Origin of the sequence: Streptomyces sp. NPDC021020, assembly GCF_044333285.1 — a bacterium.
Lineage (GTDB): Bacteria > Actinomycetota > Actinomycetes > Streptomycetales > Streptomycetaceae > Actinacidiphila.
Map to the genome: position 1 here is coordinate 79,088 of NZ_JBIRQQ010000003.1, position 26,885 is coordinate 105,972.

25 protein-coding genes are annotated in these 26,885 nt (G+C 72.5%); 15 read left to right on the forward strand and 10 right to left on the reverse strand.

The genetic code is table 11. From position 1 onward, the window contains the following. Positions 1-21: 21 nt before the first annotated feature. Entirely contained in the window at positions 22-1,149 is a 1,128-nt protein-coding gene (gene hppD, locus ACH4SL_RS08785) for a 4-hydroxyphenylpyruvate dioxygenase (RefSeq protein ID WP_398442788.1), read from the reverse strand. Between the two features lie 130 nt (positions 1,150-1,279). Between hppD and ACH4SL_RS08790 the strand changes: the two genes are divergently transcribed. From ACH4SL_RS08790 to ACH4SL_RS08800, 3 genes are all read left to right on the forward strand, one after another. Further along, complete coding sequence (locus ACH4SL_RS08790) at positions 1,280-1,750, forward strand: Lrp/AsnC family transcriptional regulator (protein ID WP_398442790.1); 471 nt, start codon at positions 1,280-1,282, stop codon at positions 1,748-1,750. 360 nt (positions 1,751-2,110) lie between these two features. Beyond that, entirely contained in the window at positions 2,111-2,716 is a 606-nt protein-coding gene (locus ACH4SL_RS08795) for an ArsR/SmtB family transcription factor (RefSeq protein ID WP_398442792.1), read from the forward strand. Positions 2,717-2,838: 122 nt separating this feature from the next. Next, positions 2,839-4,110 (forward strand): MFS transporter, encoded by a 1,272-nt coding sequence (locus tag ACH4SL_RS08800; RefSeq protein WP_398442794.1) that lies wholly within the window; start codon positions 2,839-2,841, stop codon positions 4,108-4,110. Positions 4,111-4,119: 9 nt separating this feature from the next. Here ACH4SL_RS08800 and ACH4SL_RS08805 read toward each other — a convergent pair whose 3' ends face one another. The 3 genes from ACH4SL_RS08805 to ACH4SL_RS08815 all read right to left on the reverse strand — a co-directional run bounded on the left by ACH4SL_RS08805 (position 4,120) and on the right by ACH4SL_RS08815 (position 7,808). Then, positions 4,120-4,908 carry a S16 family serine protease gene (locus ACH4SL_RS08805; protein ID WP_398442796.1) on the reverse strand — a complete coding sequence of 263 codons (789 nt, stop codon included), beginning with the start codon at positions 4,906-4,908 and terminating at the stop codon, positions 4,120-4,122. A gap of 79 nt (positions 4,909-4,987) precedes the next feature. Next, positions 4,988-5,785, reverse strand: coding sequence for an IclR family transcriptional regulator (locus ACH4SL_RS08810; protein WP_398442798.1), 798 nt, complete (start codon positions 5,783-5,785; stop codon positions 4,988-4,990). Between the two features lie 241 nt (positions 5,786-6,026). Continuing rightward, positions 6,027-7,808 (reverse strand): DEAD/DEAH box helicase, encoded by a 1,782-nt coding sequence (locus ACH4SL_RS08815; RefSeq protein ID WP_398442800.1) that lies wholly within the window; start codon positions 7,806-7,808, stop codon positions 6,027-6,029. Positions 7,809-8,167: 359 nt separating this feature from the next. Here ACH4SL_RS08815 and ACH4SL_RS08820 point away from each other — a divergent pair, with 359 nt between their 5' ends. Next, on the forward strand, positions 8,168-9,535 hold the full coding sequence (locus ACH4SL_RS08820; RefSeq protein WP_398442802.1) for an FAD-binding oxidoreductase: 1,368 nt from the start codon (positions 8,168-8,170) through the stop codon (positions 9,533-9,535). Between the two features lie 37 nt (positions 9,536-9,572). On the opposite strand, the gene ACH4SL_RS08825 is transcribed toward ACH4SL_RS08820, so the two are convergent. Then, positions 9,573-10,052: an SsgA family sporulation/cell division regulator gene (locus ACH4SL_RS08825; RefSeq protein ID WP_398442804.1), complete on the reverse strand. Its 480-nt coding sequence runs from the start codon at positions 10,050-10,052 to the stop codon at positions 9,573-9,575. Between the two features lie 270 nt (positions 10,053-10,322). Between ACH4SL_RS08825 and ACH4SL_RS08830 the strand changes: the two genes are divergently transcribed. Together ACH4SL_RS08830 and ACH4SL_RS08835 are read left to right on the forward strand one after the other, a co-directional pair. After that, the gene (locus ACH4SL_RS08830) at positions 10,323-11,525 is read left to right on the forward strand and encodes an RDD family protein (protein ID WP_398442806.1); all 1,203 of its coding nucleotides are present in this window, start codon (positions 10,323-10,325) and stop codon (positions 11,523-11,525) included. 75 nt (positions 11,526-11,600) lie between these two features. Next, entirely contained in the window at positions 11,601-12,242 is a 642-nt protein-coding gene (locus tag ACH4SL_RS08835; RefSeq protein WP_398442808.1) for an RDD family protein, read from the forward strand. Between the two features lie 41 nt (positions 12,243-12,283). On the opposite strand, the gene ACH4SL_RS08840 is transcribed toward ACH4SL_RS08835, so the two are convergent. Then, a complete protein-coding gene (locus ACH4SL_RS08840) occupies positions 12,284-12,568 on the reverse strand; it encodes a hypothetical protein (RefSeq protein WP_398442810.1) in 285 nt (94 codons plus the stop codon). Positions 12,569-12,921: 353 nt separating this feature from the next. Between ACH4SL_RS08840 and ACH4SL_RS08845 the strand changes: the two genes are divergently transcribed. Both ACH4SL_RS08845 and ACH4SL_RS08850 read left to right on the forward strand, forming a co-directional pair. Then, positions 12,922-15,354: an immune inhibitor A domain-containing protein gene (locus tag ACH4SL_RS08845; protein WP_398442812.1), complete on the forward strand. Its 2,433-nt coding sequence runs from the start codon at positions 12,922-12,924 to the stop codon at positions 15,352-15,354. An 88-nt stretch (positions 15,355-15,442) separates the two neighbouring features. Continuing rightward, positions 15,443-15,745, forward strand: a complete 303-nt coding sequence (locus tag ACH4SL_RS08850) for a hypothetical protein (RefSeq protein WP_398442814.1) — start codon at positions 15,443-15,445, stop codon at positions 15,743-15,745. Between the two features lie 3 nt (positions 15,746-15,748). Here ACH4SL_RS08850 and ACH4SL_RS08855 read toward each other — a convergent pair whose 3' ends face one another. Continuing rightward, positions 15,749-16,324 (reverse strand): isochorismatase family protein, encoded by a 576-nt coding sequence (locus ACH4SL_RS08855; RefSeq protein ID WP_398442816.1) that lies wholly within the window; start codon positions 16,322-16,324, stop codon positions 15,749-15,751. 375 nt (positions 16,325-16,699) lie between these two features. Beyond that, on the reverse strand, positions 16,700-18,022 hold the full coding sequence (locus ACH4SL_RS08860) for a nicotinate phosphoribosyltransferase (RefSeq protein WP_398442819.1): 1,323 nt from the start codon (positions 18,020-18,022) through the stop codon (positions 16,700-16,702). Between the two features lie 155 nt (positions 18,023-18,177). Here ACH4SL_RS08860 and clpS point away from each other — a divergent pair, with 155 nt between their 5' ends. The 7 genes from clpS to ACH4SL_RS08895 all read left to right on the forward strand — a co-directional run bounded on the left by clpS (position 18,178) and on the right by ACH4SL_RS08895 (position 23,801). Then, positions 18,178-18,495, forward strand: a complete 318-nt coding sequence (gene clpS, locus ACH4SL_RS08865) for an ATP-dependent Clp protease adapter ClpS (protein ID WP_398442821.1) — start codon at positions 18,178-18,180, stop codon at positions 18,493-18,495. Further along, positions 18,495-19,064 (forward strand): DUF2017 domain-containing protein, encoded by a 570-nt coding sequence (locus ACH4SL_RS08870; protein WP_398442823.1) that lies wholly within the window; start codon positions 18,495-18,497, stop codon positions 19,062-19,064. Before clpS ends, ACH4SL_RS08870 begins: the two co-directional genes overlap by 1 nt. 77 nt (positions 19,065-19,141) lie before the next feature. Next, positions 19,142-20,659: an amino acid permease gene (locus tag ACH4SL_RS08875; RefSeq protein WP_398442825.1), complete on the forward strand. Its 1,518-nt coding sequence runs from the start codon at positions 19,142-19,144 to the stop codon at positions 20,657-20,659. 73 nt (positions 20,660-20,732) lie between these two features. Beyond that, entirely contained in the window at positions 20,733-21,152 is a 420-nt protein-coding gene (locus tag ACH4SL_RS08880) for a Mov34/MPN/PAD-1 family protein (protein ID WP_031524693.1), read from the forward strand. A 333-nt stretch (positions 21,153-21,485) separates the two neighbouring features. Continuing rightward, positions 21,486-21,764: a MoaD/ThiS family protein gene (locus ACH4SL_RS08885; RefSeq protein ID WP_398442828.1), complete on the forward strand. Its 279-nt coding sequence runs from the start codon at positions 21,486-21,488 to the stop codon at positions 21,762-21,764. Further along, a complete protein-coding gene (locus ACH4SL_RS08890) occupies positions 21,764-22,714 on the forward strand; it encodes a PLP-dependent cysteine synthase family protein (protein ID WP_398442830.1) in 951 nt (316 codons plus the stop codon). The genes ACH4SL_RS08885 and ACH4SL_RS08890 overlap by 1 nt, the downstream gene beginning before the upstream one ends. A gap of 334 nt (positions 22,715-23,048) precedes the next feature. Then, complete coding sequence (locus tag ACH4SL_RS08895; protein WP_398442832.1) at positions 23,049-23,801, forward strand: MBL fold metallo-hydrolase; 753 nt, start codon at positions 23,049-23,051, stop codon at positions 23,799-23,801. Positions 23,802-23,959: 158 nt separating this feature from the next. On the opposite strand, the gene ACH4SL_RS08900 is transcribed toward ACH4SL_RS08895, so the two are convergent. Continuing rightward, a complete protein-coding gene (locus ACH4SL_RS08900; protein WP_398442834.1) occupies positions 23,960-25,273 on the reverse strand; it encodes a PTS transporter subunit EIIC in 1,314 nt (437 codons plus the stop codon). Positions 25,274-25,455: 182 nt separating this feature from the next. Further along, positions 25,456-26,697 (reverse strand): PTS transporter subunit EIIC, encoded by a 1,242-nt coding sequence (locus ACH4SL_RS08905; RefSeq protein WP_398444041.1) that lies wholly within the window; start codon positions 26,695-26,697, stop codon positions 25,456-25,458. Positions 26,698-26,885 lie beyond the last annotated feature (188 nt).

The following is a 26,885-nucleotide window of genomic DNA, read 5'->3' on the forward strand; positions in this document are numbered from 1 at the left end:
GGGCCCCACCGGTCCTGCGGCTCAGAGGTTGCCGCGGCGCTCCTGCTCGCGCTCGATCGCCTCGAAGAGGGCCTTGAAGTTGCCCTTGCCGAAGCCCATCGAGCCGTGCCGCTCGATCATCTCGAAGAAGACGGTCGGGCGGTCCTGGACGGGCTTGGTGAAGATCTGCAGCAGGTAGCCGTCCTCGTCGCGGTCGGCGAGGATCTTCAGCTCGCGCAGCTCGTGGAGGGGGACGCGGGTGTCGCCGACCCATTCGCCGAGGGTGTCGTAGTAGGAGTCGGGGGTGTCGAGGAATTCGACGCCCGCGGCGCGCATGGCGCGGACCGACGCGACGATGTCGTTGGTGGCCAGCGCGATGTGCTGGACGCCGGGGCCGCCGTAGAATTCGAGGTATTCGTCGATCTGGGACTTCTTCTTGCCCGCCGCGGGCTCGTTGAGCGGGAATTTCACCTTGAGCGTGCCGTCGGCGACGACCTTCGACATGAGGGCAGAGTATTCGGTGGCGATGTCGTCGCCGACGAATTCCTTCATGTTGGTGAAGCCCATGACGCGGTTGTAGAACTGCACCCACTCGTTCATGCGGCCGAGTTCGACGTTGCCGACGCAGTGGTCGACGGCCTGGAAGTACCGCCGGGCGGGCGGCTCGACGAGCGGGGCGGCGGCGTCGTAGCCGGGCAGGTAGGGGCCGTCGTAGCCGGTACGCTCGACGAGGGTGTGCCGGGTCTGTCCGTACGTGGCGATCTCGGCGAGCACCACGGTGCCGTTGTCGTCCTTGAGCTCGTACGGCTCCGCGAGGCCGGTGGCGCCGTGCCCGACGGCGTACGCGTAGGCGGCGCGCGCGTCGGGGACCTCGATCGCGAGGTCGATCACGCCGTCGCCGTGGGCGGCGACGTGCTCGGCGAGGAAGCGGCCGCGCTCGGTCGCGGGCTTGATGACGGAGGTGAGGACGAAGCGCGCGCCGCCCGACTCCAGGACGTACGAGGCGGTCTCGCGGCTGCCGTTCTCGGGCCCGGAGTACGCCACCCGGCGCATTCCGAAGGCGGTGGAGTAGTAGTGCGCGGCCTGCTTCGCGTTGCCCACCGCGAAGACGACCGCGTCCATGCCCTTGACGGGGAAGACGTCCGTGGTCTCGTCCTTGGTCTCAGTCATGCCCACAGCGTCTCCCCGGCCTTCAGGGTGCGCAACAGTTCCGGTTTTCGATGGACAAGCTGCCCAGCGGAAGCGACGATCGACGGGTCAATCTGTGCAGGATGACCACGCGGAAGGCCGGTGGGCGGGGATGGGGATCGACGCGCTGGACGGGCGGCTGATCGTGCTGCTGGACCAGGAGCCGCGGATAGGCGTCCTGGAGGCCTCCCGCCGCCTCGGCGTGGCCCGCGGCACCGTCCAGGCCCGCCTGGACCGCCTCCGCTCCCACGGCGTGGTCCGTGGCTTCGGCCCCCAGGTCGACCCGGCGGCGCTGGGCTACCCGGTCACGGCCTTCGCGACCCTGGAGATCCGCCAGGGCCTCGGCCCCGCCGTCCGCGCCCACCTCGCCTCCGTCCCCGAGGTCCTGGAGCTCCACACCACCACCGGCGAGGGCGACATGCTCTGCCGCCTGGTCGCCCGCTCGAACGCCGACCTCCAGCGCGTGATCGACCGCGTCGTCGGCTTCGACGGCATCGTCCGCGCCTCGACGGCGATCGCCCTGGAGAACCCGGTGCCGCTGCGGATCATCCCCCTGGTGGAGCAGGCGGCGCGGGAGGCGTAGCCGCGGTAGACCGCGGGGAGCCGCTCCCGGACGGCGACGGCCTTGTCGGCAGCCCCGGACGGGTCGCCGTCGGCGTTGAGCACATGGCGGCGTCCATCTCCAGCAGGGCCCGGTCGTCACCGAGGGGGAGCGGGTCAGGGCGAGCGCGGCCTCCTGCCCGGCGGCGGACGCGGGCACGCGCGAGCCGTGCTGCGAGTTCGCCGACCATCCCGGAGCCCACAGCTTCCAGCTCGCCGAGGCGCCGCCGGAGCACGGCGAAGGGTGACCGCCGCGCCCCCGGTGTCCGGCACCAGCAGCTGTGCAAAGGTTTCTTTGCAAAATCCGTTGCAAAGGAATCTTTGCATCTCTACCGTGGCCCCTGTGACCGAGAATCCCGTGGCCGACGCGCCGCCGACCGACGACATACGCCCGCTCGACCCGCGGTCGCTGCGCGGGCTCGCGCATCCGTTGCGGGTGCGGCTGCTGGGGGCGCTGCGGGAGTTCGGGCCCGCCACCGCGTCCGCGCTCGCCGGGCGGCTCGGGGAGTCGAGCGGGGCGACCAGCTACCACCTGCGGCAGCTCGCCGCGTACGGGTTCGTCGTCGACGACCCCGGGCGGGGGACGGGGCGGGAGCGGTGGTGGCGGGCGGTGCACCGGGGGAGCCGGGTGGACAGCGTCACGGAGTTCATGCGGCACCCGGATCCGGAGGTGCGCGGGGCGATCAACACGCTGCTGTACGCCCAGGCCGCCGCGCATTCCGAGGAGCTGGGCACCTGGCTCGGCACCATGGGGGAGTGGCCCGAGCGGTGGCAGGAGGCCTTCGACGTCAGCGACTTCACCCTGCGGCTCACCCCGGAGCTCGCCCGCGAGCTGGACGACCGGCTGCACGAACTCATCGACTCCTACCGCGGCAGGGTCGCGGAGGACGCCGAGGGCTCCGCCCGGATCCGTGTCCACCTGCACGCCTTCCCGCGCCACACGGACTAGCCCGCACCCGGCCGCCCCGCGCCCACCACCGCGCCGGCCGGCCCCGCACCGCAACCGCGGTCCGCGCCGCCCACCCGGCGGGCGGACCGGCCCGCCGACGCACCACGTCCCAGGGGGGAACCGTGCCCATCGAACCCGCCGACCGGCGGCCGCTGGTCCTGCTCGTCGTCGCCAACGTCATATCCGTCTGCGGCAACATGCTGACGATCGTCGCCGTCCCGTGGTTCGTGCTCCAGACCACCGGCAGTCCGGCCCGCGCCGGGCTTGTCGCCTTCGCCTCGACGCTGCCGGTGGCCGTCGCGGCGCTGCTCGGCGGGCCGCTCATCGACCGGCTCGGGCAGACCGTCAGCAGCGTGGTGTCCGACGCGGTGTGCGCGGTCGCGGTCGGGGCGATCCCGGTGCTGCACATGGCGGGCGCGCTGTCGTACGGGACGCTGCTCGCGCTCGTCGCCGTCGCCGGGCTCTTTCACGCGCCGGGCGAGACCGCCCGGGAGGTGCTGGTGCCACGGCTCGCGGAGGTGGCCGGCACGACCGTGGCGCGGGCGACGAGCGCGTACGAGGGGGCCTTCCGCGGGGCGCGGATGATCGGGGCGCCGCTCGCCGGGCTGCTCATCGCGGTGATCGGCGCGGCGGACGTGCTGCTGGTGGACGCCGTGAGCTTCGCGGCGTCCGCGCTGCTGGTCGGCTTCGGCGCCCGCGCGCACGGCAGACCGCGCGGCAAGGGCGCGGAGCCCGAGGAGCTGGGCTACGGGGCGCAGTTGCGCGAGGGGTACGCGTATCTGGTGCGCGCCCGGCTGCTGTTCGCGATCGTGGTGATGGCGATGGTCACCAACGCGCTGGACCAGGCGTGGTCGGCGGTGCTGCTGCCGGTCGACGCGCGCGAGCACCTGGGCGGCGCGTACGCGATCGGGCTGGTGTCCGGGGCGGCGGGCGCCGCGGCGCTCGTCGGATCGCTGCTCTACGGCGCCTACGGGCACCGGCTGCCGCGGCGCGGGCTGTTCATCGGGGCCTTCCTGATCGCGGGCTTCCCGCGCACCGCGGTCGCCGCGTTCGTGCCGGGTCTCTCCCCGCTGGTGGCCGTCACGGCGGCGTGCGGGATCGCGGCGGGCGTGCTCAACCCGATCATCGGTACGGAGATGGTGCGGCTCGTCCCGGAGCGGCTGCGCAGCCGGGTGTTCGGCGCGGTTGCCTCGGGGACCTTGATGGCCATGCCGCTCGGCGGGCTCGCCGCCGGGTATCTGGTGCAGTACGCGGGGCTGCGCGGCACGCTCGCCGCCGTCAGCGCCGCCTACCTGCTCACGACGCTGAGCCCGCTGGTGCTGCCCGCCTTCCGCCGCTGGGACGCCCCGCACCCGGAGGCGGCGCCGGTCGCGGTGTCCGCGGAGCCCGTCTGACCGGGCGCCTCAGCAGGTGGGCGTCTTCTTCCCCGCCGCGAGCGCGTCCAGCGCGGACAGCGTGCCGTCCAGCGTCTCCACGGGGATGAGCCGCATCCCCTTGGGCAGCCGGGCCTTGGCGTCCGAGCACTCCGCGCGCGGGACGAGGAAGACGGTGGCGCCGTCGCGCCGGGCGGCCTGCTCCTTGAGGGGCACGCCGCCGACCGCGCCGACCTTGCCGTGCGCGTCGATCGTGCCGGTGCCGGCGATGACGCGGCCGCCGGTGAGGTCGCCGCCGCGGCCGTTGCCGGCGATCTTGTCGATGATGCCGAGGGAGAACAGCAGCCCGGCGCTGGGGCCGCCGACGTCCGCGAGCCGCAGGTTGACCTTCACCGCGGAGGGCGACAGGTGCAGATGGTCCAGGGCCGCGGCGGTCGCGTCCTGCTGCGACTCGGTCATCTCCTTGAGATTGGCCTTGTCGATCTCCTCGGTGCTGTTGCCGCTGGGGTAGACCGCCTCGCGCGGCATCGCCGCCTGGTCGTCGGCGAACCACGCCTTGGCGACGTCCACGAAGTGCACCGAGGCGGACGGCCCGGTCGCCTGGATCGTGACCATCCGCAGCTGCCCGCTGGTCTGCCGCACCGGGGCCCCGCTGACCGTGATGACCGGGGTGCCCGCGTTGCTGCCGAGCACGTCGGCGGTGAGCCCGGGCTCGGCGATGACCACCGGCAGCGGGGCGAGGGCGGCCACGGCCAGCAGGGCGGCCACGACCGCCGAGCACGCGGCGAGGATCACGGTCCGGCGGGAAAGCGTAGGCATGCGCCCGACCCTATTTCACCCGGGCGCCCGCCCCGAATCCGCGGCCCCCGCCGAACCCCCGCCGCTCCTGCGGCAGACCTCAGCGCAGCGCCTCGGAGACCTCCGTCGCGGCCTCCACCACGCGCGGCCCCACCCGCTCGGGCACCGCCTCGGCGAGCATCACGACGCCGACGCTGCCCTCCACGCCCGGCACCCCCAGCAGCGGGGCCGCCGCGCCGCACGCGCCCGCCTCCAGCTCGCCGTGGGTGAGGACGTAGCGGACCCGGTCGGTCGCCAGGCCCGTGCCGACGGTGGCGGTGCCGGTACGGACCAGGGTGCCGCGCTCGTCACCGGTGGCGCCGGAGCCCTCCACGTCGGCGGTGCCGCCCTCGCCCTCGGCCTCGACGCTGTCGGCGAAGCGCTCCCAGCGGCTGCCGTCCGCGGTGGGCTGCATGCCGCGCCCGGCGAGGATGGCCCGGCCGGCCGCGCCGCGGTCCAGCGGGTGCCGGAAGCCGGTGCGGTAGGCGACGTGGTAGTCGGTCCACGTGGGTTCGACCACGGCGACGGCGAGCGCCTCGCTGCCGTCGACGAGGGTGAGATGGGCGGTCGCGCCGATGTCCTCGGCCAGCGAGCGCAGCGCGGGCAGCGCCGCCTCGCGCAGCAGCGGGTGCACCTGGTGGGCGAGACCGAGCACGCCGAGGCCCACCCGGGCCCGGCCGCCGAGGTCGCGGCGCACCAGCGAATGCTGTTCCAGGGTGGCCAGCAGCCGGTAGACGACCGTCCGGTTGACGCCGAGTTTGGACGCCAGTTCGGTGACGGTCAGTCCGTGGTCGGTGTCGGCGAGCAGTTTCAGGACCCTAAGGCCCCGGTCCAGTGTCTGAGACGTCTCGGCGGTCACGACGCCCCTCCCTCATAGAATCGGCGGCGCCTGTCGGGGGGATGCACCGCCGGTCCCGCGGCGGTGCGCGGAGAGGCCGCCGGATGTCGGCTTACCGGCTGCGCTCCGCGGCGGCTCTGCCACGGCGCGTGCGTGATCGGCACGGTAGCGGGCGTGTACCGCTCAGCGGAAGAGGTCGTCCACAATCCGGGCGGTGTGGTGACGCCTCGTCGCTTTTCATATCCCTGTAACACGGGAGAAATCATCGCATTCGGGTGGCCCACTCCTGCACCTTCTTGATCCGTTCGCCGAGCTGACCCGCGGTCGCCTCGGCACTCGGCGGACCGCCGCACGCCCGGCGCAGCTCCGTGTGGATCACGCCGTGCGGCTTGCCGCTCTGATGGTTGTACGCGGCGACAAGGGTGTTCAACTGCTTTCGCAGCTCCAGCAGCTGCCGGTGCGAGACGACCGGGCGCTGCTCGGCGGGCAGCTCCAGCAGATCCGCCTCCTCGTCCGGCTTGCGCCGGCTGTGCGCGATCTGCCGGGCCTGCCGCCGCTGCAGGAGTATCTGCACCTGGTCCGGCTCCAGCAGCCCCGGGATGCCCAGGTAGTCCTGCTCCTCCTCGCTGCCCGGATGCGCCTGCATGCCGAACTCGGCGCCGTCGTAGAGCACCCGGTCGAAGACCGCGTCGGACTCCAGCGCCTCGAAGGGCAGTTGGTCCTCGTCGGTGGCCTCGTCCTGCTCCCGCTCGGCCTCCGCGAGCAGCTGGTCCTCCTCGGCGTACGGGTCGTCCTCGCCCGCCTTCTTCGGCTTGTCGAGCACATGGTCGCGCTCGACCTCCATCTCCGCGGCGAACTCCAGCAGCGTCGGGATCGTCGGGACGAAGACGGACGCCGTCTCGCCGCGCCGCCGCGACCGTACGAAACGGCCCACGGCCTGCGCGAAGAACAGCGGCGTGGAGATCGTCGTGGCGTAGACGCCGACCGCCAGCCGCGGCACGTCCACGCCCTCGGACACCATCCGCACCGCGACCATCCAGCGGTCCTCCGACGCGCTGAAGTCCTCGATGCGCTTGGACGCGCCCGTGTCGTCGGACAGCACCACCGTCGGCTTGCTGCCGGTCAGCTCGCGCAGCAGCTTGGCGTACGCCCGCGCCGAGTCCTGGTCCGTGGCGATCACCAGGCCGCCCGCGTCCGGGATGCCCTTGCGCACCTCGGTCAGCCGCTGGTCGGCGGCCCGCAGCACGTTGGGCATCCACTCGCCGGTCGGCGCCAGCGCCGTACGCCACGCCTGCCCGGTCGCGTCCTTCGTCATCGGCTCGCCCAGCCGGGCCGCGATCTCGTCGCCCGCCTTGGTGCGCCAGCGCATGTTGCCGCTGTAGGACATGAAGATGACCGGCCGCACGACGTGGTCGGCGAGCGCGTTGCCGTAGCCGTACGTGTAGTCCGCGGAGCTGCGGCGGATGCCGTCGTTGCCCTCCTCGTAGGCCACGAACGGGATCGGGTTGGTGTCCGAGCGGAAGGGCGTGCCGGTCAGCGCCAGCCGCCGGGTCGCCGGCTCGAAGGCCTCCAGGCAGGCCTCGCCCCACGACTTGCTGTCGCCCGCGTGGTGGATCTCGTCCAGGATCACCAGCGTCTTGCGCGACTCGCACCGGTTGCGGTGCAGCATCGGCCGCACGCCGACGCCCGCGTACGTCACGGCCACGCCGTGGTACTCCCGCCCCACCGGACCCGCGCTGTACTGCGGGTCCAGCCGGATGCCTATCCGCGCCGCCGCGTCCGCCCACTGCGTCTTGAGGTGCTCGGTCGGCGCCACGACGGTGATCTGCTGCACCAGGTGGTTGTGCAGCAGGTACGACGCGAGCGACAGCGCGAAGGTGGTCTTTCCGGCGCCCGGGGTCGCCACCGCCAGGAAGTCCCGCGGCTGGCGCGCCACGTACGCGTCGATGGCGCCCTGCTGCCAGGCCCGCAGCTTGTTCGCCGTTCCCCAGGGCGCGCGGCCGGGGAAGGCGGGGGACAGGTGGTGGGGGTGCGAGGTAGTCACGGTCTCCGGCGGGGGGTGGAAGGCGGTGGCCGGCCCAGCCGGCCCGTGGGACGCCCCAGCGTATAGGCCTCCGGCCCGGGCCTCGGCTCTGACGCTCGGCCCCCCACGTCTGTGCGACCGACGTCACACCGCGGTGCCTGCCCTCTGCGCAGGGCGGCGCTTTTCAGGGGCGCGGGGAACTGCGCGCTCAGCCAAGACGTACCGTCACGTCGTCACCGACCGAAAGGGGCAGTTCGGTCCGTACCGGACCACCGGCCGGTGGTGGGTTGCTCGCGCAGTTCCCCGCGCCCCTGGTGGCTCGGGCTCCTCGCAGAGGAGAGGCCTAGTGCGACAGGTGTCGCGGATGCGAAGGTAAGGGGATGGGTGAGGTCATCGAGGAGTTGGCGGCCGGGCTGCCCGGCGGGGCAGTGATCACGGACGCGGCGGTCGCGGAGGCGTACTCCGCGGACATGGCAGGGTTCTCCGCGGCGGGCACGCCGCTCGCCGTCGTGCTGGCGCGCACCGCCGAAGAGGTGCAGCACGTGCTGCGGACCGCGTCCGCCCACGATGTGCCGGTCGTGCCGCAGGGCGCCCGCACGGGGCTGTCGGGCGGCGCCAACGCCGTGGACGGCTGCATCGTGCTGTCGCTCGCGAAGATGGACCGGATCCTGGAGATCGACCCGGTGGAGCGGATCGCGGTCGTCGAGCCCGGCGTCGTCAACGCCGTGCTGTCGCGCGCGGTCGCCGAGCAGGGGCTGTACTACCCGCCGGACCCGTCGAGCTGGGAGCAGTGCACGATCGGCGGCAACATCGGGACGGGCGCGGGCGGCCTGTGCTGCGTCAAGTACGGCGTCACCGCCGAGTACGTGCTCGGCCTGGACGTCGTCCTGGCCGACGGGCGGCTGCTGACGACCGGGCGGCGTACGGCCAAGGGCGTCGCGGGACTGGACCTGACGCGGCTGTTCGTGGGCTCCGAGGGCACCCTCGGGGTCGTGGTGAAGGCGGTGCTGGCGCTCCGGCCCGCGCCGCCGCAGCAGCTCGCGATGGTCGCCGAATTCCCGTCGGCGGCCGCGGCGGGCGCGGCGGTGTGCGCGATCATGGAGCGCGGGCACGTGCCGTCGCTGCTGGAGCTGATGGACGGCACGACCGTGCGGGCGGTCAACGCGATGGCGAAGATGGGGCTGCCGGAGTCCACCGAGGCGCTGCTGCTCGCCGCGTTCGACACCCCGGACGCGGCGGCCGACCTCGCGGCCGTCGGCGAGCTGTGCACGGCCGCGGGCGCGACCGAGGTCGTCCCGGCGGAGGACGCGGCGGAGTCGGAGATGCTGCTCCAGGCGCGGCGGCTGTCGCTCACGGCGCTGGAGAAGGTGTCGACGGCGATGATGATCGACGACGTGTGCGTGCCGCGCGGGCGGCTCGCCGCGATGCTGGAGGGCGTCGCCGCGATCGCCGCCAAGCACGACCTGACGATAGGGGTGTGCGCGCACGCGGGCGACGGCAACACCCACCCCGTGGTGTGCTTCGACCGGCACGACGACGACGAGACCCGGCGGGCCCGGGAGTCCTTCGACGAGATCATGGCGCTCGGCCTGGAACTCGGCGGCACGATCACCGGCGAGCACGGGGTGGGGCTGCTCAAACGCGAGTGGCTGGCCCGGGAGGTCGGCCCGGTCGGCATGGATCTCCAGCGCGGCATCAAGGCCGTGTTCGACCCGAAGGGGCTGCTCAACCCCGGCAAGGTCTTCTGAGGCCCCCTCCGCCTGGCGGTCTCCCGGCGCGCTCGCGTCACGCACCCGTGTCGGGGGTGTCGTCCGAGTCCTTCCACGGGTCGCGCAGCCACAGGTCGTCGCCGGCGGCGGGCGCGAGCAGCCGCTCCAGGCCGTCGTCCATGCCCAGTTGCTCGTGCTCCGTGCCCGGCGGCACCGCCCGCAGGGTGCGCTCCAGCCACGCCGCGACGGGCGACGACGGCGCCTCCAGCAGCGCCTCGCCGTCCGGTGAGCTGAGCGCCATGCACAGCACGCTGCGGCCGCCCACCTTCGTCGGCCAGATCCGCACGTCACCGTGCCCGCAGGGGCGGAAGACGCCCTCCACGATCAACTCGCGGGCGAAGGTCCAGTTGACGGGCAGGTCGGAGCCCACATGGAAGGTGACGTGCACGGCGAACGGGTCGTTCGTGCGGTAGACCAGTCGGGCCGGTACCGGGATGCTGCGCTCGGGCGACAGCACCAACTGCATTTCAAGTTCGCGTTCCACCACGGTCTGCATCGAGTCGACGTCCTTTCCTTGGCGCGGTGGCCCCAGTTGGCGGGTGTCGCGATCGGGGCCAGCACCTGGAGAGAGCGCGTGCCTCCCTCACCATTACGCGACTTCTCGGGTTTCGGTTCAAAATTCCGGAAGAGGGGGCGCGCGGCGGCGCGGACGGGTATTGACGTGTCAGACGGGGTGGCGCGCGGTGGCGCGGGTCCAACGGCCCCCCGGGTCTGGTATGTCTGGACGCTGTATCCCCTGGCCGAGCAGATACGGAAGCTGTGACCCATGAGCGCTCCCCCTTCTGGTCCTTCCGGTCCTTCCGGCGCGGCCGGGGCCGGTGGCTCGCCGTCGCCGGCGCCGGGCTACTACCCGGACCCGTCGATTCCGAACTACATCCGGTACTGGAACGGCACGGCATGGGTGCCGGGTACGAGCCGCCCCGCGCCCGGGGGCACCCCGCCGGCCGCGTCCGCACCGCCGGCGCCCGCGGCACCGGCGGTGGACGAGTCCGGTCCCGTCTTCCTGGACGCCGACCCGACCGCGCCCGCCGCCGTCCAGGGCGAGCCGGAGGCGGCGCCTTCCGCCCGCCCGGCCTTCCCCGCTCCCTCCGCCGGGGGCACGGTCTGGCCCGACCCTACGGCCTCCCGGCCCCCGGCGGCCGCGGCCGCCCAGGGTCCGGCGGCCGGCGCGCCGGTGTGGCCGGTGCCGGCCGCGAATCCGCCCGGCGGTGACCTGCCGCCGATCTCCTGGGGCGCGCCGGACGGGCGGGGCGGGGCGCGGCCGATGGTGCCGCAGCCGCAGGCGCCCGCGCAGCCCTCGTGGACGACGCCCTCGCCCGTGGGGCCCCCGGCCGCCCAGGGCCCGGCGGCCGCCGCCGCGCCGCCCGCGGTGCCGCAGCAGGGCCCGGCGCCCTGGGCGGAGCAGGTCCAGGAACTCGCCCGGGAGGGCGCCGCGGTGCCGTGGCGGCCGGTCGCCGCCGACCCCTTCGCCTCCGCCCGCGGCCACGACCGCCCCGGCGGCCTGTGGCGCCGCTTCGCCGCGCGGCTGGTCGACACCGTGCTCTTCGCCGCCGTGACCGGGGCGGCGGCGCTGCCGCTGGGCTCGGCGGCCTACCACCACGCCAAGGACAAGGTGGACGCGGCCAAGCTCACCGGGGAGACGGTCAAGGTGTCGCTCCTGGACACCACGACCGGTGCGGAGGCGGGGGCGATCCTGCTGGTCGCGCTGCTCGCGGGGCTGCTTCTCGAAGTGCTGCCCACCGCGCGGTGGGGCCGCACGCTGGGCAAGAAGCTGATGGGTCTGAAGGTCCTCGACATCGAGGGCCAGCTCCCCCCGAGCTTCGGGGTCAGCCTGCGCCGCTGGGCGCTGCGCTCGGTCCTCAACGCCCTCGCCGTCGGCGTGGTCGGCGTGGCCTGGGCGCTCTTCGACCGCCCCTGGCGCCAGGGCTGGCACGACAAGGCCGCCCGCACCTTCGTCGCCGGGGCCTGACCCCCGCGGGGGCAGGGTCCCCCGGATGGATCTTGGCGGCGGGCGCACCGTCAGCCCGCGGGTTTGACTCGGGTCATGAGCAGTGATCAGCCGCCGCCCACCCAGCCGCCGCCCGGCAATCCGTACGGGAACCCGCCGCCGGGTGGGGGCACCCCGTACGGGAACCCGCCCCCCGGCGGAGGCAACCCGTTCGGGAACCCGCCGCCCGGCGGGGGCAATCCGTACGACAACCCGCCGCCCGGGTACGGCGGCGGGGGCGGCGGGGGGCCCGAGCCGCTGCCGGGGATGCCGCCGCTCGCCGACTCGGGCAAGCGCGTCATCGCCCGGATCATCGACATCGTCATCGTGCTGATTCCCGCGGGCCTGCTGGACTGGGCGGCCGGCGGCGTCAACGGCAACGACTTCAGCTACGGCCGCTCCGCGATCGGCGGTGTCTTCACGGCCGGGCTCGGCTTCCTCTACGAGTGGTACATGACGAAGTCCACCGGCCAGACGGTGGGCAAGAAGCTGATGGGCCTGCGGGCCGCGATGCTCTCCGACGGCGGTGTGCCGACCACGAACGCGGCCGCGGTGCGCGCCGCGGTGCTGTGGCTGCCGGCCTTCTGCTGCAGCTGCTTCTGGTTCCTGCTGATCGGGATCACCGTGGCGTTCGACAAGCCGTACAAGCAGGGGCTGCACGAGAAGGCGGCCAGGACCGTGGTCGTGACCGCCGTCTGATGGGGCGCCGCACGCAGGGGACGGCGGCGCCGCACGAGGTCTCAGCGCCGCAGGCTGTGCTCCCCGACGCGCTGCGGCTCCGCGCCGCCGGCCACCCGGGAGCGGGGCACGGAGACGGCGGTGGGCAGCGTGGCGGTGGCACGGCGGCGGGCCACGGCGGGCATGGTCACGGCGGCGGCGACGAACAGGCCGAGCAGCAGCCCGGCGGCGGCAACGGCGACGACGGCGGCGCCGGAGCGTACGTCGGACAGCAGCAGCGCCGCGAAGGTGGACAGGACGACGGTGAGGGAACCGTAGGCGAGTTGCGCGGTCGTCGGACGTGGCATCGGAAGGACCGTCCTCGGGTACGTCGAAGAGGGGGCACGCTGACGGGTGGCTCGTGTTCGGCATGCCCGGGGGCGCCACCCGGTAAGCACAACCTAACCCCCGGCGCGGTGCACGAGGGGGCGCACGGGGTCGCACGCGCGTCCGACGCCGTGCGAGGTGTGCGGCGCACGGGGAGCGCGGCCGGAGGGAGCGTCACCGTCCGGGCCGTGTACGGGAGTCGGGGAGTCCTGACGTCCGCTCAGCGGAGCCGTGAAACCGGTAAACGTACTGTCCTGCCATGCTCAAGTCAAGGTCTGTTTTTTCCTCCGGCACTCCGATGCAATGGCCTTTCCCAAGGGGAGGTCAATTAATCTTGAAGATTCAGCGGAGGATCACCCACACCGCCGCGTTGTCCCTGGCCATCGCCGTTCTGGGGGTGCTGCCCACCGCCACCGCGGCGGGCGCCGCCGGGGCGGACCGGGGGAGCGCGCCCGCGGGCGTGCCGGCGGCTTCGTCCCACGACCCGGCGGGCAACCAGTCCCACGACCTGCCGGGCCCCTTCAGCGCGCAGCAGGACGCCGAGCGGTCCGCCGCGCTCCAGCAGGTCGTCGCGGGGCAGGCCACCGTGCAGACCATCGGCGGCTCGAAGGTCGTCGACCTCGGCCGCGGCAAGGGCGCGAAGGGCGGCAAGGGCAAGAGCAAGTACGTCGAGCTGGGCCGGGAGAAGACCGACAAGATCTTCACCATCCTGGCGGAGTTCGGCGACCAGGTGGACGACACGACCACCTACGACCCGGACGGACCCGACGGCCCCGAGCCGCCCGTCACCCAGTACGGCGGCGACCCGGGCCCCGCGCACAACGAGATCGCCAAGCCCGACCGCTCCAAGGACACCAGCACCGCCTGGCAGGCCGACTACAACCAGCAGCACTTCCAGGACCTGTACTTCAGCCACGCCGCCGGCAAGGACTCGCTCGCCACCTACTACGAGCGCCAGTCCTCGGGCCGCTACTCCGTGGACGGCGAGGTCTCCGCCTGGGTCAAGGTGCCCTGGAACGAGGCCCGTTACGGCTCCAACTACTGCGGCAGCACCATCTGCTCCAGCGCCTGGGACCTGATCCGCGACGCGACGACCGCGTACGTCGCCGACCAGAAGGCCCAGGGCCGCACCGACGCGCAGATCAAGGCGGACCTGGCGCAGTACGACCAGTGGGACCGCTACGACTACGACGGCGACGGCAACTTCAACGAGCCCGACGGCTACATCGACCACTTCCAGATCGTGCACGCGGGCGTCGACGAGTCCGGCGGCGGCGGCGCGCAGGCCACCGACGCGCTGTGGGCGCACCGCTGGTACGCGTACGGCACCGACGTCGGCCGCACCGGCCCGGCGGACAACCGCGCGGGCGGCACCCAGATCGGCGACACCGGCATCTGGGTCGGCGACTACACCCTCCAGCCGGAGAACGGCGGCCTCGGCGTCTTCGCCCACGAGTACGGCCACGACCTGGGCCTGCCCGACGAGTACGACACCACGTACATCGGCGAGAACAACACCGCCTTCTGGACGCTCATGTCCTCCGGCTCCTGGCTCGGCACGGGCGGCGACTCGATCGGCGACCGCCCCGACGACATGAACGCCTGGGACAAGCTCCAGCTCGGCTGGCTCAACTACGGCACGGCCAAGGCCGCGACGCGCTCCACCACCAAGCTGGGCGTCGCCGAGTACAACACCAAGGACAAGCAGGCGCTGATCGTCAGCCTCCCGGACAAGACGGTGACCACGACCGTCACCCAGCCGGCCGAGGGCGACAAGCAGTGGTGGTCGGGCAGCGGTGACAACCTGGCCAACACCCTGACCCGCTCGGTGGACCTCACGGGCAGGACCTCCGCGTCCCTCACTCTCAAGGGCTGGTGGGACATCGAGGAGAACTACGACTACCTCTACACCGAGGTCTCCACCGACGGCGGCGCCAACTGGACCCCGGTCGACGGCACCGCGAACGGCAAGACGCTGCCCCGCGACGGCGGCGGCTACCCGGCGCTGACCGGCACCAGCGGCGCCTACGAGGACCTGTCCTTCCCGCTCGACGCCTACGCCGGGCAGCAGATCCAGCTGCGCTTCCGCTACCTGACCGACGGCGGCGTCGCCCAGCAGGGCTTCACCGCCGACGCGATCAGCGTCACCGCGGACGGCGCGCCGGTCTTCAGCGACGGCGCCGAGGGCGACGACAACGGCTGGACGGCGAAGGGCTTCACCCGCATCGGCGCGTCCTTCACCGACGACTACCCCGAGTTCTACATCGCGGAGAACCGGCAGTACGTCTCCTTCGACCAGACCCTGAAGACCGGCCCGTACAACTTCGGCTGGCTGAACACCGCCCCGCAGAAGGCCGAGCACTTCCCGTACCAGAACGGGCTGCTCGTCTGGCTGTGGGACACCTCGCAGGCCAACAACGACGTCGGCCTGCACCCCGGTCAGGGCGAGATACTCCCGGTCGACGCGCACGCCAAGGCCGAGAAGTGGTCGGACGGCTCGATCATGCGCAACCGCATCCAGGCGTACGACTCGACCTTCAGCTGGTACCCGACCAAGGGCCTGACCCTGCACAACAACGGGGTCGCGACCAAGATCAGGCCCAAGCTCGGGGCGCCGGTCTTCGACGACCACTACGGCAGCTACTACGACCCGAGCAACCCGTACGGCAGCGTGCAGGTGCCCGACACCAACACGCGCCTGACGATCCTGTCCCAGCCGCTGGACGGCAGCACCCTCACGGTGCAGGTCGGCCCGGCACACCGCTGACCCCGACACGGGGTGTTTGACCTGCGGTAACGATGCGTTCGGCCGCCGTCTGCTGGTGGACGGCGGCCGAACGGCGCACGATGTGACCATGGCGGTCGGAGGCTTCAGCAAGCTGCCGAGCGGCACGGTGATCGTGGCGCTCGCGCTGCCGCACCCTGCCGACCCGGCGCACCGGATACGCGTGGTCGTGCACGCGCTCAACCGGCAGCGCGCCCTGACCCGGCTCAGCAACCTCGGCTTCCGCGGCGCCCGCATCTCCGGCAACGCCGAACCGCCCACGCCGGACGAGATCAGCGCCGTCCTGCACCACCCGGACGGGCTGATCTGGCGCGACTACCGCGCCAGGACGTCCGACCCCTGGCACCCGATATCCGCGCTCAACCGCGTGTGAGGCTCAGGCCTCGACCAGCTCGACGCCCGCGCCGCGCAGCTCGCCGAGCGCCGCCTCGACGGTCTCCGGCGCCACCCCCGCGGTCAGCCGCAGCAGCACCCGGGTCCCGAACCCGGCGCGCGCCGCGTCCAGCGCGGTGGCCCGCACGCAGTGGTCGGTCGCGATCCCCACGACGTCCACCTCGGCGACCTCCCGCGAGGTCAGCCAGTCCGCGAGGCTCGTCCCGTTCTCGTCCTGCCCCTCGAAACCGCTGTACGCGGCGGCGTACGCGCCCTTGTCGAAGACCGCGTCCACCGCGCCCGAGGCCACCGCGGGCGCGAAGTTCGGATGGAAGCCGACGCCCTCCGTCCCCGCCACGCAGTGCACCGGCCAGGACGTCACGAAGTCCGGCTGCTCCGAGAAGTGGTCTCCCGGGTCGATGTGCCGGTCCCGGGTCGCCACGACATGCCGGTAGCTCCCGGCGGACTCCCCGATCAGGTCCGTGACCCCGGCGGCCACGTCCGCCCCACCGGCAACCGCGAGGCTGCCTCCCTCGCAGAAGTCGTTCTGCACGTCGACGACGATGAGTGCGCGGTGCATAGTGCCCTTCCGGCGGATGCGATGTGAGGACCCGAGCCCTGGGATTGTCCCGCACCCCTCCGCGGGCTGCACCCCGGGGCCCACCTTCTGCGAAGGGGCTGCGCCCCGCCAGGGGCGCGTGGGGGCACCTCCCGGGCGGAGCCTGGGGGAGAACTGCGCGAGCAACCACCCACCGGCCGGTGGTCCGGGACGGACCGGGCTGCCCCTTTCGGTCGGTGGCGACGCGCAGGCGCGCTGTGGCTGGTCGCGCAGTTCCTCGCGCCCCTAAAAACGCTCGCCCTGCGCGGCAGAAGAACCGTCCTCCGCAGCCGGGGCCCGGGGCGGAGCCCCGGTTTCGGGAAGGGGCGGGTCAGGGGAGAAAACGCCCCCGCAGGGTCAGAGGACCTCCGTGGGGAGGACGGGCTCGCCCCGCGAGAGTTGGGTCGCCGACAGGGGCAGCGAGGCGCGAGCTTCGATGTGGCGCAGCCGCGCTGTCTCCAGGGGCTCGCGGCCGATGATGTCCCCGCCCCGGACGAGGGGCACGAGCAGCTGCCGGTCGGCAAGCTCCGCGGGGATCGGGCCGCTGCCGACGACCTCCGCGGCGGCGACACCGTCCTCGTCGACCCGCCGCGCGGCCCACTTGCGGCCGCCGACGCTGGTCTTGCCGCCCATGGACTTCTTCGCGACGGGTACGAGCGGGCCCCCGTCGGCGCCCGCGCGGGCGACGAGCTTGTAGACCATGGAGCACGTCGGGTGCCCGCTGCCGGTGACGAGCGTCGTGCCGACCCCGTAGGAGTCGACGGGCGCGGCGGCGAGCGACGCGATGGCGTACTCGTCGAGGTCGGAGGTCACGACGATCTTCGTGTTCTTCGCCCCGAGGTCGTCGAGCTGCTGGCGCACCCGGTGGGCGAGCAGCAGCAGGTCGCCGGAGTCGATGCGGACCGCGCCCAGTTCGGGCCCGGCGATCTCGACGGCGGCGCGGACCGCGGTGGCGACGTCGTAGGTGTCGACGAGCAGCGTGGTGCCGCGGCCGAGGGAGTCGACCTGGGCGGTGAAGGCGTCGCGTTCGGTGTCGTGCAGCAGCGTGAAGGCGTGCGCGCTGGTGCCGACGGTGGGGATGCCGTAGCGGAAGCCCGCCGCGAGGTTGGAGCTGGTGCGGAAGCCGCCGACGTACGCGGCGCGCGAGGCGGCGACGGCGGCCAGCTCGTGGGTGCGGCGGGCGCCCATCTCCAGCAGCGGGCGGCCGCCGGCGGCGACGGCCATCCGGGAGGCGGCCGCGGCGATGGCGGAGTCGTGGTTGAGGATCGACAGGACGACCGTCTCCAGGACGACGGCCTCGGCGAAGGTGCCCTCGACGCGCAGGATCGGCGAGCCGGGGAAGTAGACCTCGCCCTCGGGGTAGCCCCAGATGTCGCCGGTGAAGCGGTAGCCGGCCAGCCATTCGAGGGTGTCGTCGTCGACGACCTGCTCGCGGCGCAGGAAGTCCAGGACGGGCGCGTCGAAGCGGAAGTTCTCGACGGCGTCGAGCACCCGGCCGGTGCCCGCGACGACGCCGTAGCGGCGGCCTTCCGGCAGCCGCCGGGTGAAGGCCTCGAAGACCGAGCGGCGGTGCGCGGCGCCGCTGCGCAGGGCTGCCTGCAGCATGGTCAGCTCGTAGCGGTCGGTGAAAAGCGCGGTGGACGGCACGTCCACCGGCAGTCCCAGCTCTGCTGTGCTCATGGCGCCGATGCTACCCCCGATTTCGTCAAACTGACGAGATCTCCGCCGTGTGCGCCCCCTCACACGGCGCGCGGCGGCGCGGTCGGGGGAACCGCGCGCCCCGGCGCACCCCCTCCGGCACGCCCATTTGTGCGAGAGCCCCCACCGGCGGCAGCATGGAACCTGTGAGTGTCGCGCCTGTCGAGCCTGTCGAGACCCGCCCCGCGTCGAGCGAAGCGCCGTTCGAGGTGCCGGAGCCGGACGTTCCCTGGGTCACACTCGTGCACAACGACCCCGTCAACCTGATGAGCTACGTGACGTACGTCTTTCAGACGTACTTCGGCTACTCCAAGGACAAGGCCACCAAGCTCATGGAGGACGTCCACCACAAGGGGAGAGCCGTGGTCTCCAGCGGCACCCGCGAAGAGATGGAGCGCGACGTGCAGGCGATGCACGGCTACGGCCTGTGGGCGACCCTGTCGCAGGACCGCTGATGGGCCGCCGCCGCGCCCGGCGGGGCGTGTTCACGGGCGTCGACGGCGGAGGCGCCGTGATCCTGCTGGACGAGGACGAGATCTCCATCCTGCGCACGCTCGCCGTGCAGCTGCTGGAGCTCATCGGCCCGGGCCCGGGCGCCGCCGACCCCGACGCGGAGGCCGACCCGCTGGCCGAGCTGTTCGCAGAAGGGCCCAGCAAGCCGCCCGAGGACCCGGCGCTGGCCAGGCTCTTCCCGAACGCGTACGAGGACGACGGCGACGCGTCGGAATTCCGCCGCTTCACCGAGAACGACCTGCGCTCCCGCAAGCGCGAGGACGCCCTCGCGATGGTCCGCAGCCTCGACCGCAACGGCTCCGAGCTGCGGCTGGCCGCCCCCGAGGCGCGCCAGTGGCTCGGCGCGCTCAACGACCTGCGGCTGACCATCGGCACCTACCTCGATGTCAGCGAGGACGACCAGAACGGCCTCTACCAGCTGCCCGACAGCGACGAGCGCAAGCCCATGGTGATGGCCTACCTCTGGCTCGGCAGCCTCCAGGAGTCCCTCGTCGAGGCCATGACCGGCTGAGCCCTTCCGCGCCCGGCGGCCCCCCGGGTGGCGGAGCGCGGATTCCGGCGTACCGCCCGCGTGGTACGGATCCGGGCATGACGGACGTGAAGGACGTACCGCCCGACGCCCCCGCCCCGGGCGGCGGCACGGGCGCGGGCGGGGACGCGGACGCGGACTACGAGCGCGGGCTCGGCAGCCGGCAGATCCAGATGATCGCGATCGGCGGCGCCATCGGCACCGGGCTCTTCCTCGGCGCCGGCCGCGCCATCCACCAGGCGGGCCCGAGCCTGATCCTGATGTACGCGGTCGCCGGCGCCGCGGTCTTCGCGATCATGCGCGCGCTCGGCGAGCTGCTCACCTACCGCCCGGTGTCCGGCTCCTTCGCCGACTACGGCCGGGAGTTCCTGGGGCCCTTCGCGGGCTACGTCACCGGCTGGACGTACTGGCTGATGTGGGTGGTGACCGGGATGGCCGAGGTCACCGCCGCGGCCACGTACGTGCAGTTCTGGTGGCCCGGCGTGCCGCAGTGGACGGCGGCCGGCGGCTTCCTGCTGGTGCTCTTCGCGGCCAACCTGATCTCGGTCAAGCTCTTCGGAGAGGTCGAGTTCTGGCTGTCGATGATCAAGGTGACGGCGATCGTCGGAATGATCCTGATCGGCGTCGCCGTGCTGACCCTCGGCGTCTCGGCGGCCGGTGACACCGCGTCGGTCGGCCACCTGTGGCACGACGGCGGCTTCTTCCCCAACGGGGTGGGCCGCTCGCTGCTGACCCTGCAGATCGTCATGTTCGCCTACATCGCCGTCGAACTGGTCGGGGTGACCGCGGGCGAGGCGCAGAACCCCCGCGAGACGCTGCCGAAGGCCATCAACACCCTGCCGTGGCGCATCGTGCTCTTCTACGTCGGCGCGCTCACCGTCATCCTGTGCGTGGTGCCCTGGACGCACTTCCAGCCGGGCGTGAGCCCCTTCGTGGCCGCCTTCGCCGTCATCGGCATCCCCTTCGGCGCCGGCATCGTCAACTTCGTGGTGCTGTCGGCCGCCCTGTCGTCCTGCAACTCCGGCATGTACTCCACCGGCCGCATGCTGCGCGACCTCGCCGTCAACGGCCAGGGCCCGGCCTTCTTCTCCCGCCTCACCGGCCGCCGCACCCCCGCGGCCGGCACCGCCGCGTCGGTGGCCCTGATGGGCGTCGGGGTGTGGATCAACTACGTCGACCCCGACGGCGCGTTCACGTACATCACCGCCTTCGCGACGGTGGCCGGGGTGTGGACGTGGGGCGTGATCCTCTGCTCGCACATCCGCTACCGCGCCGCCGTACGGGCCGGGCGGGCCGCCACCGCGTGGTTCCGCGCGCCCGGCGGGGCCGCCGCCAGCTGGGCCGCGCTCGGCTTCCTCGCCGCCGTGCTGGTGATGACCGGCGCCGACAGCCAGGCCCGGGTCTCGCTCTACGGGGTGCCCGTGTGGCTCGCGCTGCTCGCGGCCGGCTACCGGGTGCTGCGGCGGCGCAACCCCGCCGCCTTCGCCCGCCGCCCGCACCTGCCCCCGCCGCCCGCGGACGCGCTCGCGCCGGGCGCCCCGGAGGGCCCGGCCGCCCCGGACGCGGCGGCGCTGTGACCCCGATGCCCCCGGCGCTGTGAGACCGGCCACCGGCAGGGGGCGTGAGACAAGCGCGCTGTACTTTTCTTGCATGCTGACCATCACCCAGGAGCTGCACGACGCGATCGTGGCCCACGCCCGCGCCGACCACCCCGACGAGGCCTGCGGCATCGTGGCCGGCCCCGAGGGCAGCGGCCGCCCCGAGCGCTTCGTCCCCATGCTGAACGCCGCCCGCTCCCCGACTTTCTACGAGTTCGACTCCACCGACCTGCTCAAGCTCTACCGGGACATGGACGACCGGGACGAGGAGCCGGTGATCGTCTACCACTCGCACACCGCGACCGAGGCCTACCCCTCGCGCACCGACATCTCGTACGCCAACGAGCCCGGCGCGCACTACGTCCTGGTGTCCACCGCGGAGGAGTTTTCTGAGCCCCAGTTCCGCTCGTTCCGCATCGTGGACGGCACCGTGACCGAAGAGCCGGTCAAAGTAGTGGCTTCGTACGCCTGACGTCCCGGATACCGAGACGAGGCCCTGGGGCCGGTGGCGGGAATCGATACGATGAGCCCATGGTTTTCTCCGACGTGAGCGACAAGGCGCCGGGCTCGCTGCTCGTGGCGCGGCTGCACGTCGACCTGTGCCGCCGCACCAACGCGGCGTGTCCGTCCGCCCCCGGCGACTGACGGCGCGCCCCGCCCCGCCGCACGCGCCCCGGGGCCCGCAAGGCCCCGAGGCCCGCACGACCGCACGAACCCCGTACGGCCCGCACAGCACCGCAGCCAGCCCGCGTCGCCACCGCGACACGAACCCCCGCATGCCCCACGCACTCACTGGAGCGAACGAATGGCCATCGAGGTCCGCATCCCCACCATCCTCCGCACCTACACCGACGGCGAGAAGTCCGTGGAAGGCGCCGGCAGCACGCTCGACGAGCTGCTCACCGACCTCGACACCCGGCACGCCGGCCTGCGGGCCCGGGTCGTGGAGGAGGGCGAGCTGCGCCGCTTCGTCAACGTCTACCTCAACGACGAGGACGTCCGCTTCCTCAAGGGCATCGCGACCGACGTCAAGGACGGCGACAGCGTGACGATCCTGCCCGCCGTCGCCGGGGGCATGGCCTGATGCGCTACGACAGTCCGCTGGCGGCGGTCGGCAACACCCCGCTGGTCCGCCTGCCGCGCCTGTCCCCGTCCGGCGAGGTGAGCGTCTGGGCGAAGCTGGAGGACCGCAATCCCACCGGCTCCGTCAAGGACCGCCCGGCCCTGTACATGATCGAGCAGGCCGAGGCGGACGGGCGGCTCACCCCCGGCTGCACCATCCTGGAGCCGACCTCCGGCAACACCGGCATCTCGCTCGCGATGGCCGCCCGCCTCAAGGGCTACCGCATCGTGTGCGTGATGCCGGAGAACACCTCCTCCGAGCGCCGCGAGCTGCTCGCCATGTGGGGCGCCGAGATCATCTCCTCGCCCGCCGCCGGCGGCTCCAACACCGCCGTACGCGTCGCCAAGGAGCTGGCCGCCGAGCACCCGGACTGGGTCATGCTCTACCAGTACGGCAACCCGGCCAACCCCGGCGCGCACTACGCCACCACCGGCCCGGAGATCCTCGCCGACCTGCCGACCATCACCCACTTCGTCGCAGGCCTCGGCACCACCGGCACCCTCATGGGCGTCGGCCGCTACCTGCGCGAGAAGGTGCCCGGTGTCACGATCGTCGCCGCCGAGCCGCGCTACGACGACCTGGTCTACGGCCTGCGCAACCTCGACGAGGGCTTCGTGCCGGAGCTCTACGACGAGTCCGTGCTGACCACCCGCTTCTCGGTCGGCTCGACCGACGCCGTCCGCCGCACCCGCGAACTCCTCGCCCAGGAGGGCATCTTCGCCGGTGTCTCCACCGGCGCCGCGCTGCACGCCGCGCTCGGCGTCGCCGCCAAGGCGCAGCGCGCGGGCGAGCGCGCCGACGTCGTCTTCGTCGTCGCCGACGGCGGCTGGAAGTACCTGTCCACGGGCATCTACACCGCCCCCAGCGACGAGGCCGCCGTCGCCGCCCTGCACGGCCAGCTCTGGGCCTGAAGCCCCCGCGCGTCCCGGGGCGCCGCCCCGGGACGCGCACCCTTCTGCGGCCGGCGCGGCAGGTCCCGCGGGGCCGCGGCGGCGCACCGCCACCGAAGCCGGCACCCGGGTGCCGACCCGGGCAACCCCGGACAACCGGACGCCCCCCCCGCGGCCCGCCGAGGCCCCGCCAAGACACCCGGACTGGTGATTCCGCCCACACACGGGTACCACGGTGGCCCCGTGCGGCGCAGCGCGCCTTACCCTCGCAAGACATGGCGGACCGCTTCCGCCAATACCCCCACGCCCTCAGGAATGGGGTGGATGCGGCGCGCCCACGGAGGTGTTTCCCGGAATGAAGCTCACCGTCGTCGGCTGCTCGGGGTCTTTCCCGTCCGCGGACTCGGCCTGTTCGAGCTATCTCGTCGAGGCGGACGGCTACCGGCTGCTGATCGACATGGGAAACGGCGCCCTCGGCGAACTCCAGCGCCACGTAGGCCTGTACGACCTGGACGCCGTCGTGCTCAGCCATCTGCACGCCGACCACTGCATCGACATGTGCGGCTACTTCGTCGCCCGCTACTACCGGCACGACGGCGGCCCCGCCCCCGTCATCCCGGTCTACGGCCCGGCCGGCACCGAGCGGCGGCTCAACATCGCGTACGGCGACGTGCCCGACGAGAAGTGCATGAGCGAGGTCTTCGACTTCCGCACCCTCACCCCCGGCCGCTTCGCCCTCGGCCCCTTCGACATCACCACCGACCTGGTCAGCCACCCCGTCGAGGCCTACGGCTTCCGGCTCGGCTACCAGGGCCGCACCCTCGCGTACTCCGGCGACACCGGCCCCTGCGCCGCGCTCGACACCCTCGCCGAGGGCGCCGACCTCTTCCTGTGCGAGGCGTCCTTCGTGCACGGCAAGGAGGACATCCCCGACCTCCACCTCAACGGCCTGGAGGCCGGCCGGATCGCCGCCCGCGCGGGCGTCTCCCGCCTGGTGCTCACCCACATCCCGCCGTGGACCAGCCCCGCGCTCAACCTGCGCGACGCCCGTACCGCCTACGAAGGCCCCGTGGAACTGGCGAAGGCGGGCGCGGTCTACCAGCTGTAAGCCCAGCACCAGCTGTAGGCCCAGCCGCAGACCGCACCCGCCTCACACCCGCCCGCCCCCGGCACCCGGCAGGTGCGCAGCAGGTCCCCGTATCGGTACGGGGCCCGGCCGGACGCCGGGGCGGGTGGTTCTCGGAGTGTGCCGAGGTGGTCGCCCGCTCAGCGGGTGACGTCCTCGACCTCCTCCTCCGGCTCGCGGCCGGGGGTCTTGAGGTCGAACTTCGTGATCGCGAAGCGGAAGACCACGTAGTAGACCGCGGCGAACACCAGCCCGATCGGGATGATCAGGTACGGCTTGCTCGCCAGGTTCCAGTTCAGCGCGTAGTCGATGAAGCCCGCGGAGAACGTGAAGCCCGCGTGCACACCGAGGGCCCAGGTGACCGCCATCGACACGGCCGTCAGCACCGCGTGGATCGCGTACAGCAGCGGCGCGATGAACATGAAGGAGAACTCGATCGGCTCGGTCACACCGGTGACGAACGAGGTCAGCGCGAGCGAGACCATCATGCCGAGCACGGCCTTGCGGCGCTCGGGCCGCGCGGAGTGCGCGATGGCCAGCGCGGCGGCCGGCAGGCCGAACATCATGATCGGGAAGAAGCCGGACATGAACTGGCCCGCGCTCGGGTCGTGCGCGAAGAAGCGGGTCAGGTCGCCGTGCACCACGGTGTGGGTGGCCGCGTCGTTGTAGTCGCCGATCTGGAACCAGGCGACGGAGTTGACGAACTGGTGCATGCCGATCGGGATCAGACCGCGGTTGATCAGGCCGAAGAGCGCCGCGCCGAACCAGCCGAGGCCGGTCATCCACTTGCCGAAGTGGGTGATCTGGTCACCGATCGGCTGCCAGCCCGCGACCACCAGCACGCCGAGGGCGGTGCCGGTGAAGGCCATGAGGATCGGCACCAGGCGGCGGCCGTTGAAGAAGCCCAGCCAGTCCACCAGCTTGGTGCGGTGGAAGCGCTGCCAGAGCACGGCGGTCAGCAGGCCGAGGATGATCCCGCCCAGTACGCCGGGGTTCTGGAAACTGGCCCCGACGACGGTCTCGCCCTTCGCCCAGTAGCCGCCCCCGAGCCCGCTGCCCGTGTACTTCATGCCGGGCGTGCCCGGGTCGATCGGGAACTGGTGGATCACTGCGAAGTACGCCAGGAAGCCGACGACCGCGGCGAGCGCCGTCGAGCCGTCCGACTTCTTGGCGAAGCCGATCGCCACACCTATGCAGAACAGCAGCGGCAGGCCGAAGGAGGAGTCCAGCAGGGCGCCGCCGGCACCGGCGAAGACCCTCGTGACGTCCGTCGGGAAGTGCCACTTTTCGTGGACGTCCGACTGGCCCAGCCGGAGCAGGATGCCCGCGGCGGGCAGGACGGCGATCGGCAGCTGAAGGCTGCGGCCGACCTTTTGCAGCCCCTGGAAGAGGCCGGAGCCCCGCTTCTTCGCGGGGGCCGCCGGAGTGCCGGCGGTGGCCGTGGCCGTTGTCATCAGATTCCTCCGTGGTCTATACCACTCAGTGGTGTAGACCAGTTTTACACGACCCCTACGGGTAAAGGAATCCGCGCTTCCGGGTGCGCTGCGTCACACCGCTCACGCACAGCGAAGACCCCCCGGCCTGCTGACCAGGGGGTCTTACGTACGGTCCGGGCCGCCGTCACGCGGCGTGGCGGCTACTTGACGTTGTCGCGCTCCAGCTCCTCGCCCAGCTCCTCCGGCTCGCGGCCCGGCGTTTTCAGATCGAAATGCAGGATCACCCAGCGGAAGAGGAGGTAGTACACGACCGCGAAGCCCGCGCCCACCACCAGGATCAGCCACGGCTTGGTCGCCAGGTTCCAGTTGATGACGTAGTCGATCAGGCCCGCGGAGAAGCTGAAGCCGTCCTTGATGCCCAGGCCCCAGCACAGCGCCATCGACACACCCGTCAGCACCGCGTGGAAGGCGTACAGCAGCGGCGCGATGAAGAGGAACGAGTATTCGATCGGCTCGGTGATGCCCGTCACGAAGGACGTCAGCGCGACCGACAGCATCAGGCCGCCGACCTCCTTGCGGCGGTGCGGCTTGGCGGTGTGCGTCATCGCCAGCGCGGCCGCGGGCAGCGCGAACATCATGATCGGGAAGAAGCCGGTCTGGAACTGGCCGGCCGTCGGGTCGCCCGCCAGGAAGCGCGGGATGTCGCCGTGCACGACCGTGCCGTCCGGCTTGGTGAAGTCGCCGAACTGGAACCACACGAAGGTGTTCAGGAACTGGTGCAGGCCCACCGTGAGCAGCGCGCGGTTGGCGACACCGAAGATGCCCGCGCCCCACGAGCCGAGGTCCACGAGCTTCTTGCTGAAGCTCGTCAGGCCGTCGCCGATCGGCGGCCAGATGAACAGGCAGACCACGGCGAAGACGATCGCCACCCCCGACATGATGATCGGGACGAGGCGGCGGCCGTTGAAGAAGCCCAGCCAGTCGGGCAGCCTCGTGCGGTGGAAGCGCTGCCAGAAGAAGGCGGTGAGCAGGCCCATCACGATGCCGCCGAAGACGCCCGGCGTCTGGAACTCCGCGAGCGTCGTCGTCCCGTCCTTGAGCGTGCACGCGCCCGCGAGCTGGCCTAGCTGGGTGTACGTCGACCCCTGCGGGCAGTCCTTCGGGAAGCGGGTGAGGATGCCGAAGAAGACCAGGTAGCCGGCGACCGCGGCGAGCGCCGTCGAGCCGTCCGAGCGCTTGGCCATGCCGATGGCCACGCCCACGCAGAAGAGCAGGGGCAGGCCGAAGTTGCCGTCCAGCAGCGCGCCGCCCGCGCCCACGAAGACCTTCGCGACGCGGTCCCAGCCCAGACCGTCGGGGCCGAAGACGTCGTCCTGGCCGAGCCGGTTGATGATGCCCGCCGCCGGGAGGACGGCGATCGGCAGCTGGAGGCTGCGGCCCATCTTCTGCAGGCCCTGGAAGAACCTGCTGCCCCGGCCGCGGCGTACGGGTCCGCTCGCGGCGGCGTCCGCCGCCGGGTCCGCGGCGCTCACCGGGTGGCTCCGCGGACCTGCTGCTCGCGTACAGTGGTGTAGACCACTGGGGAGTGCGGGTGACCGGCGTCCATGATCGACATGGTGGTCCATGGGGC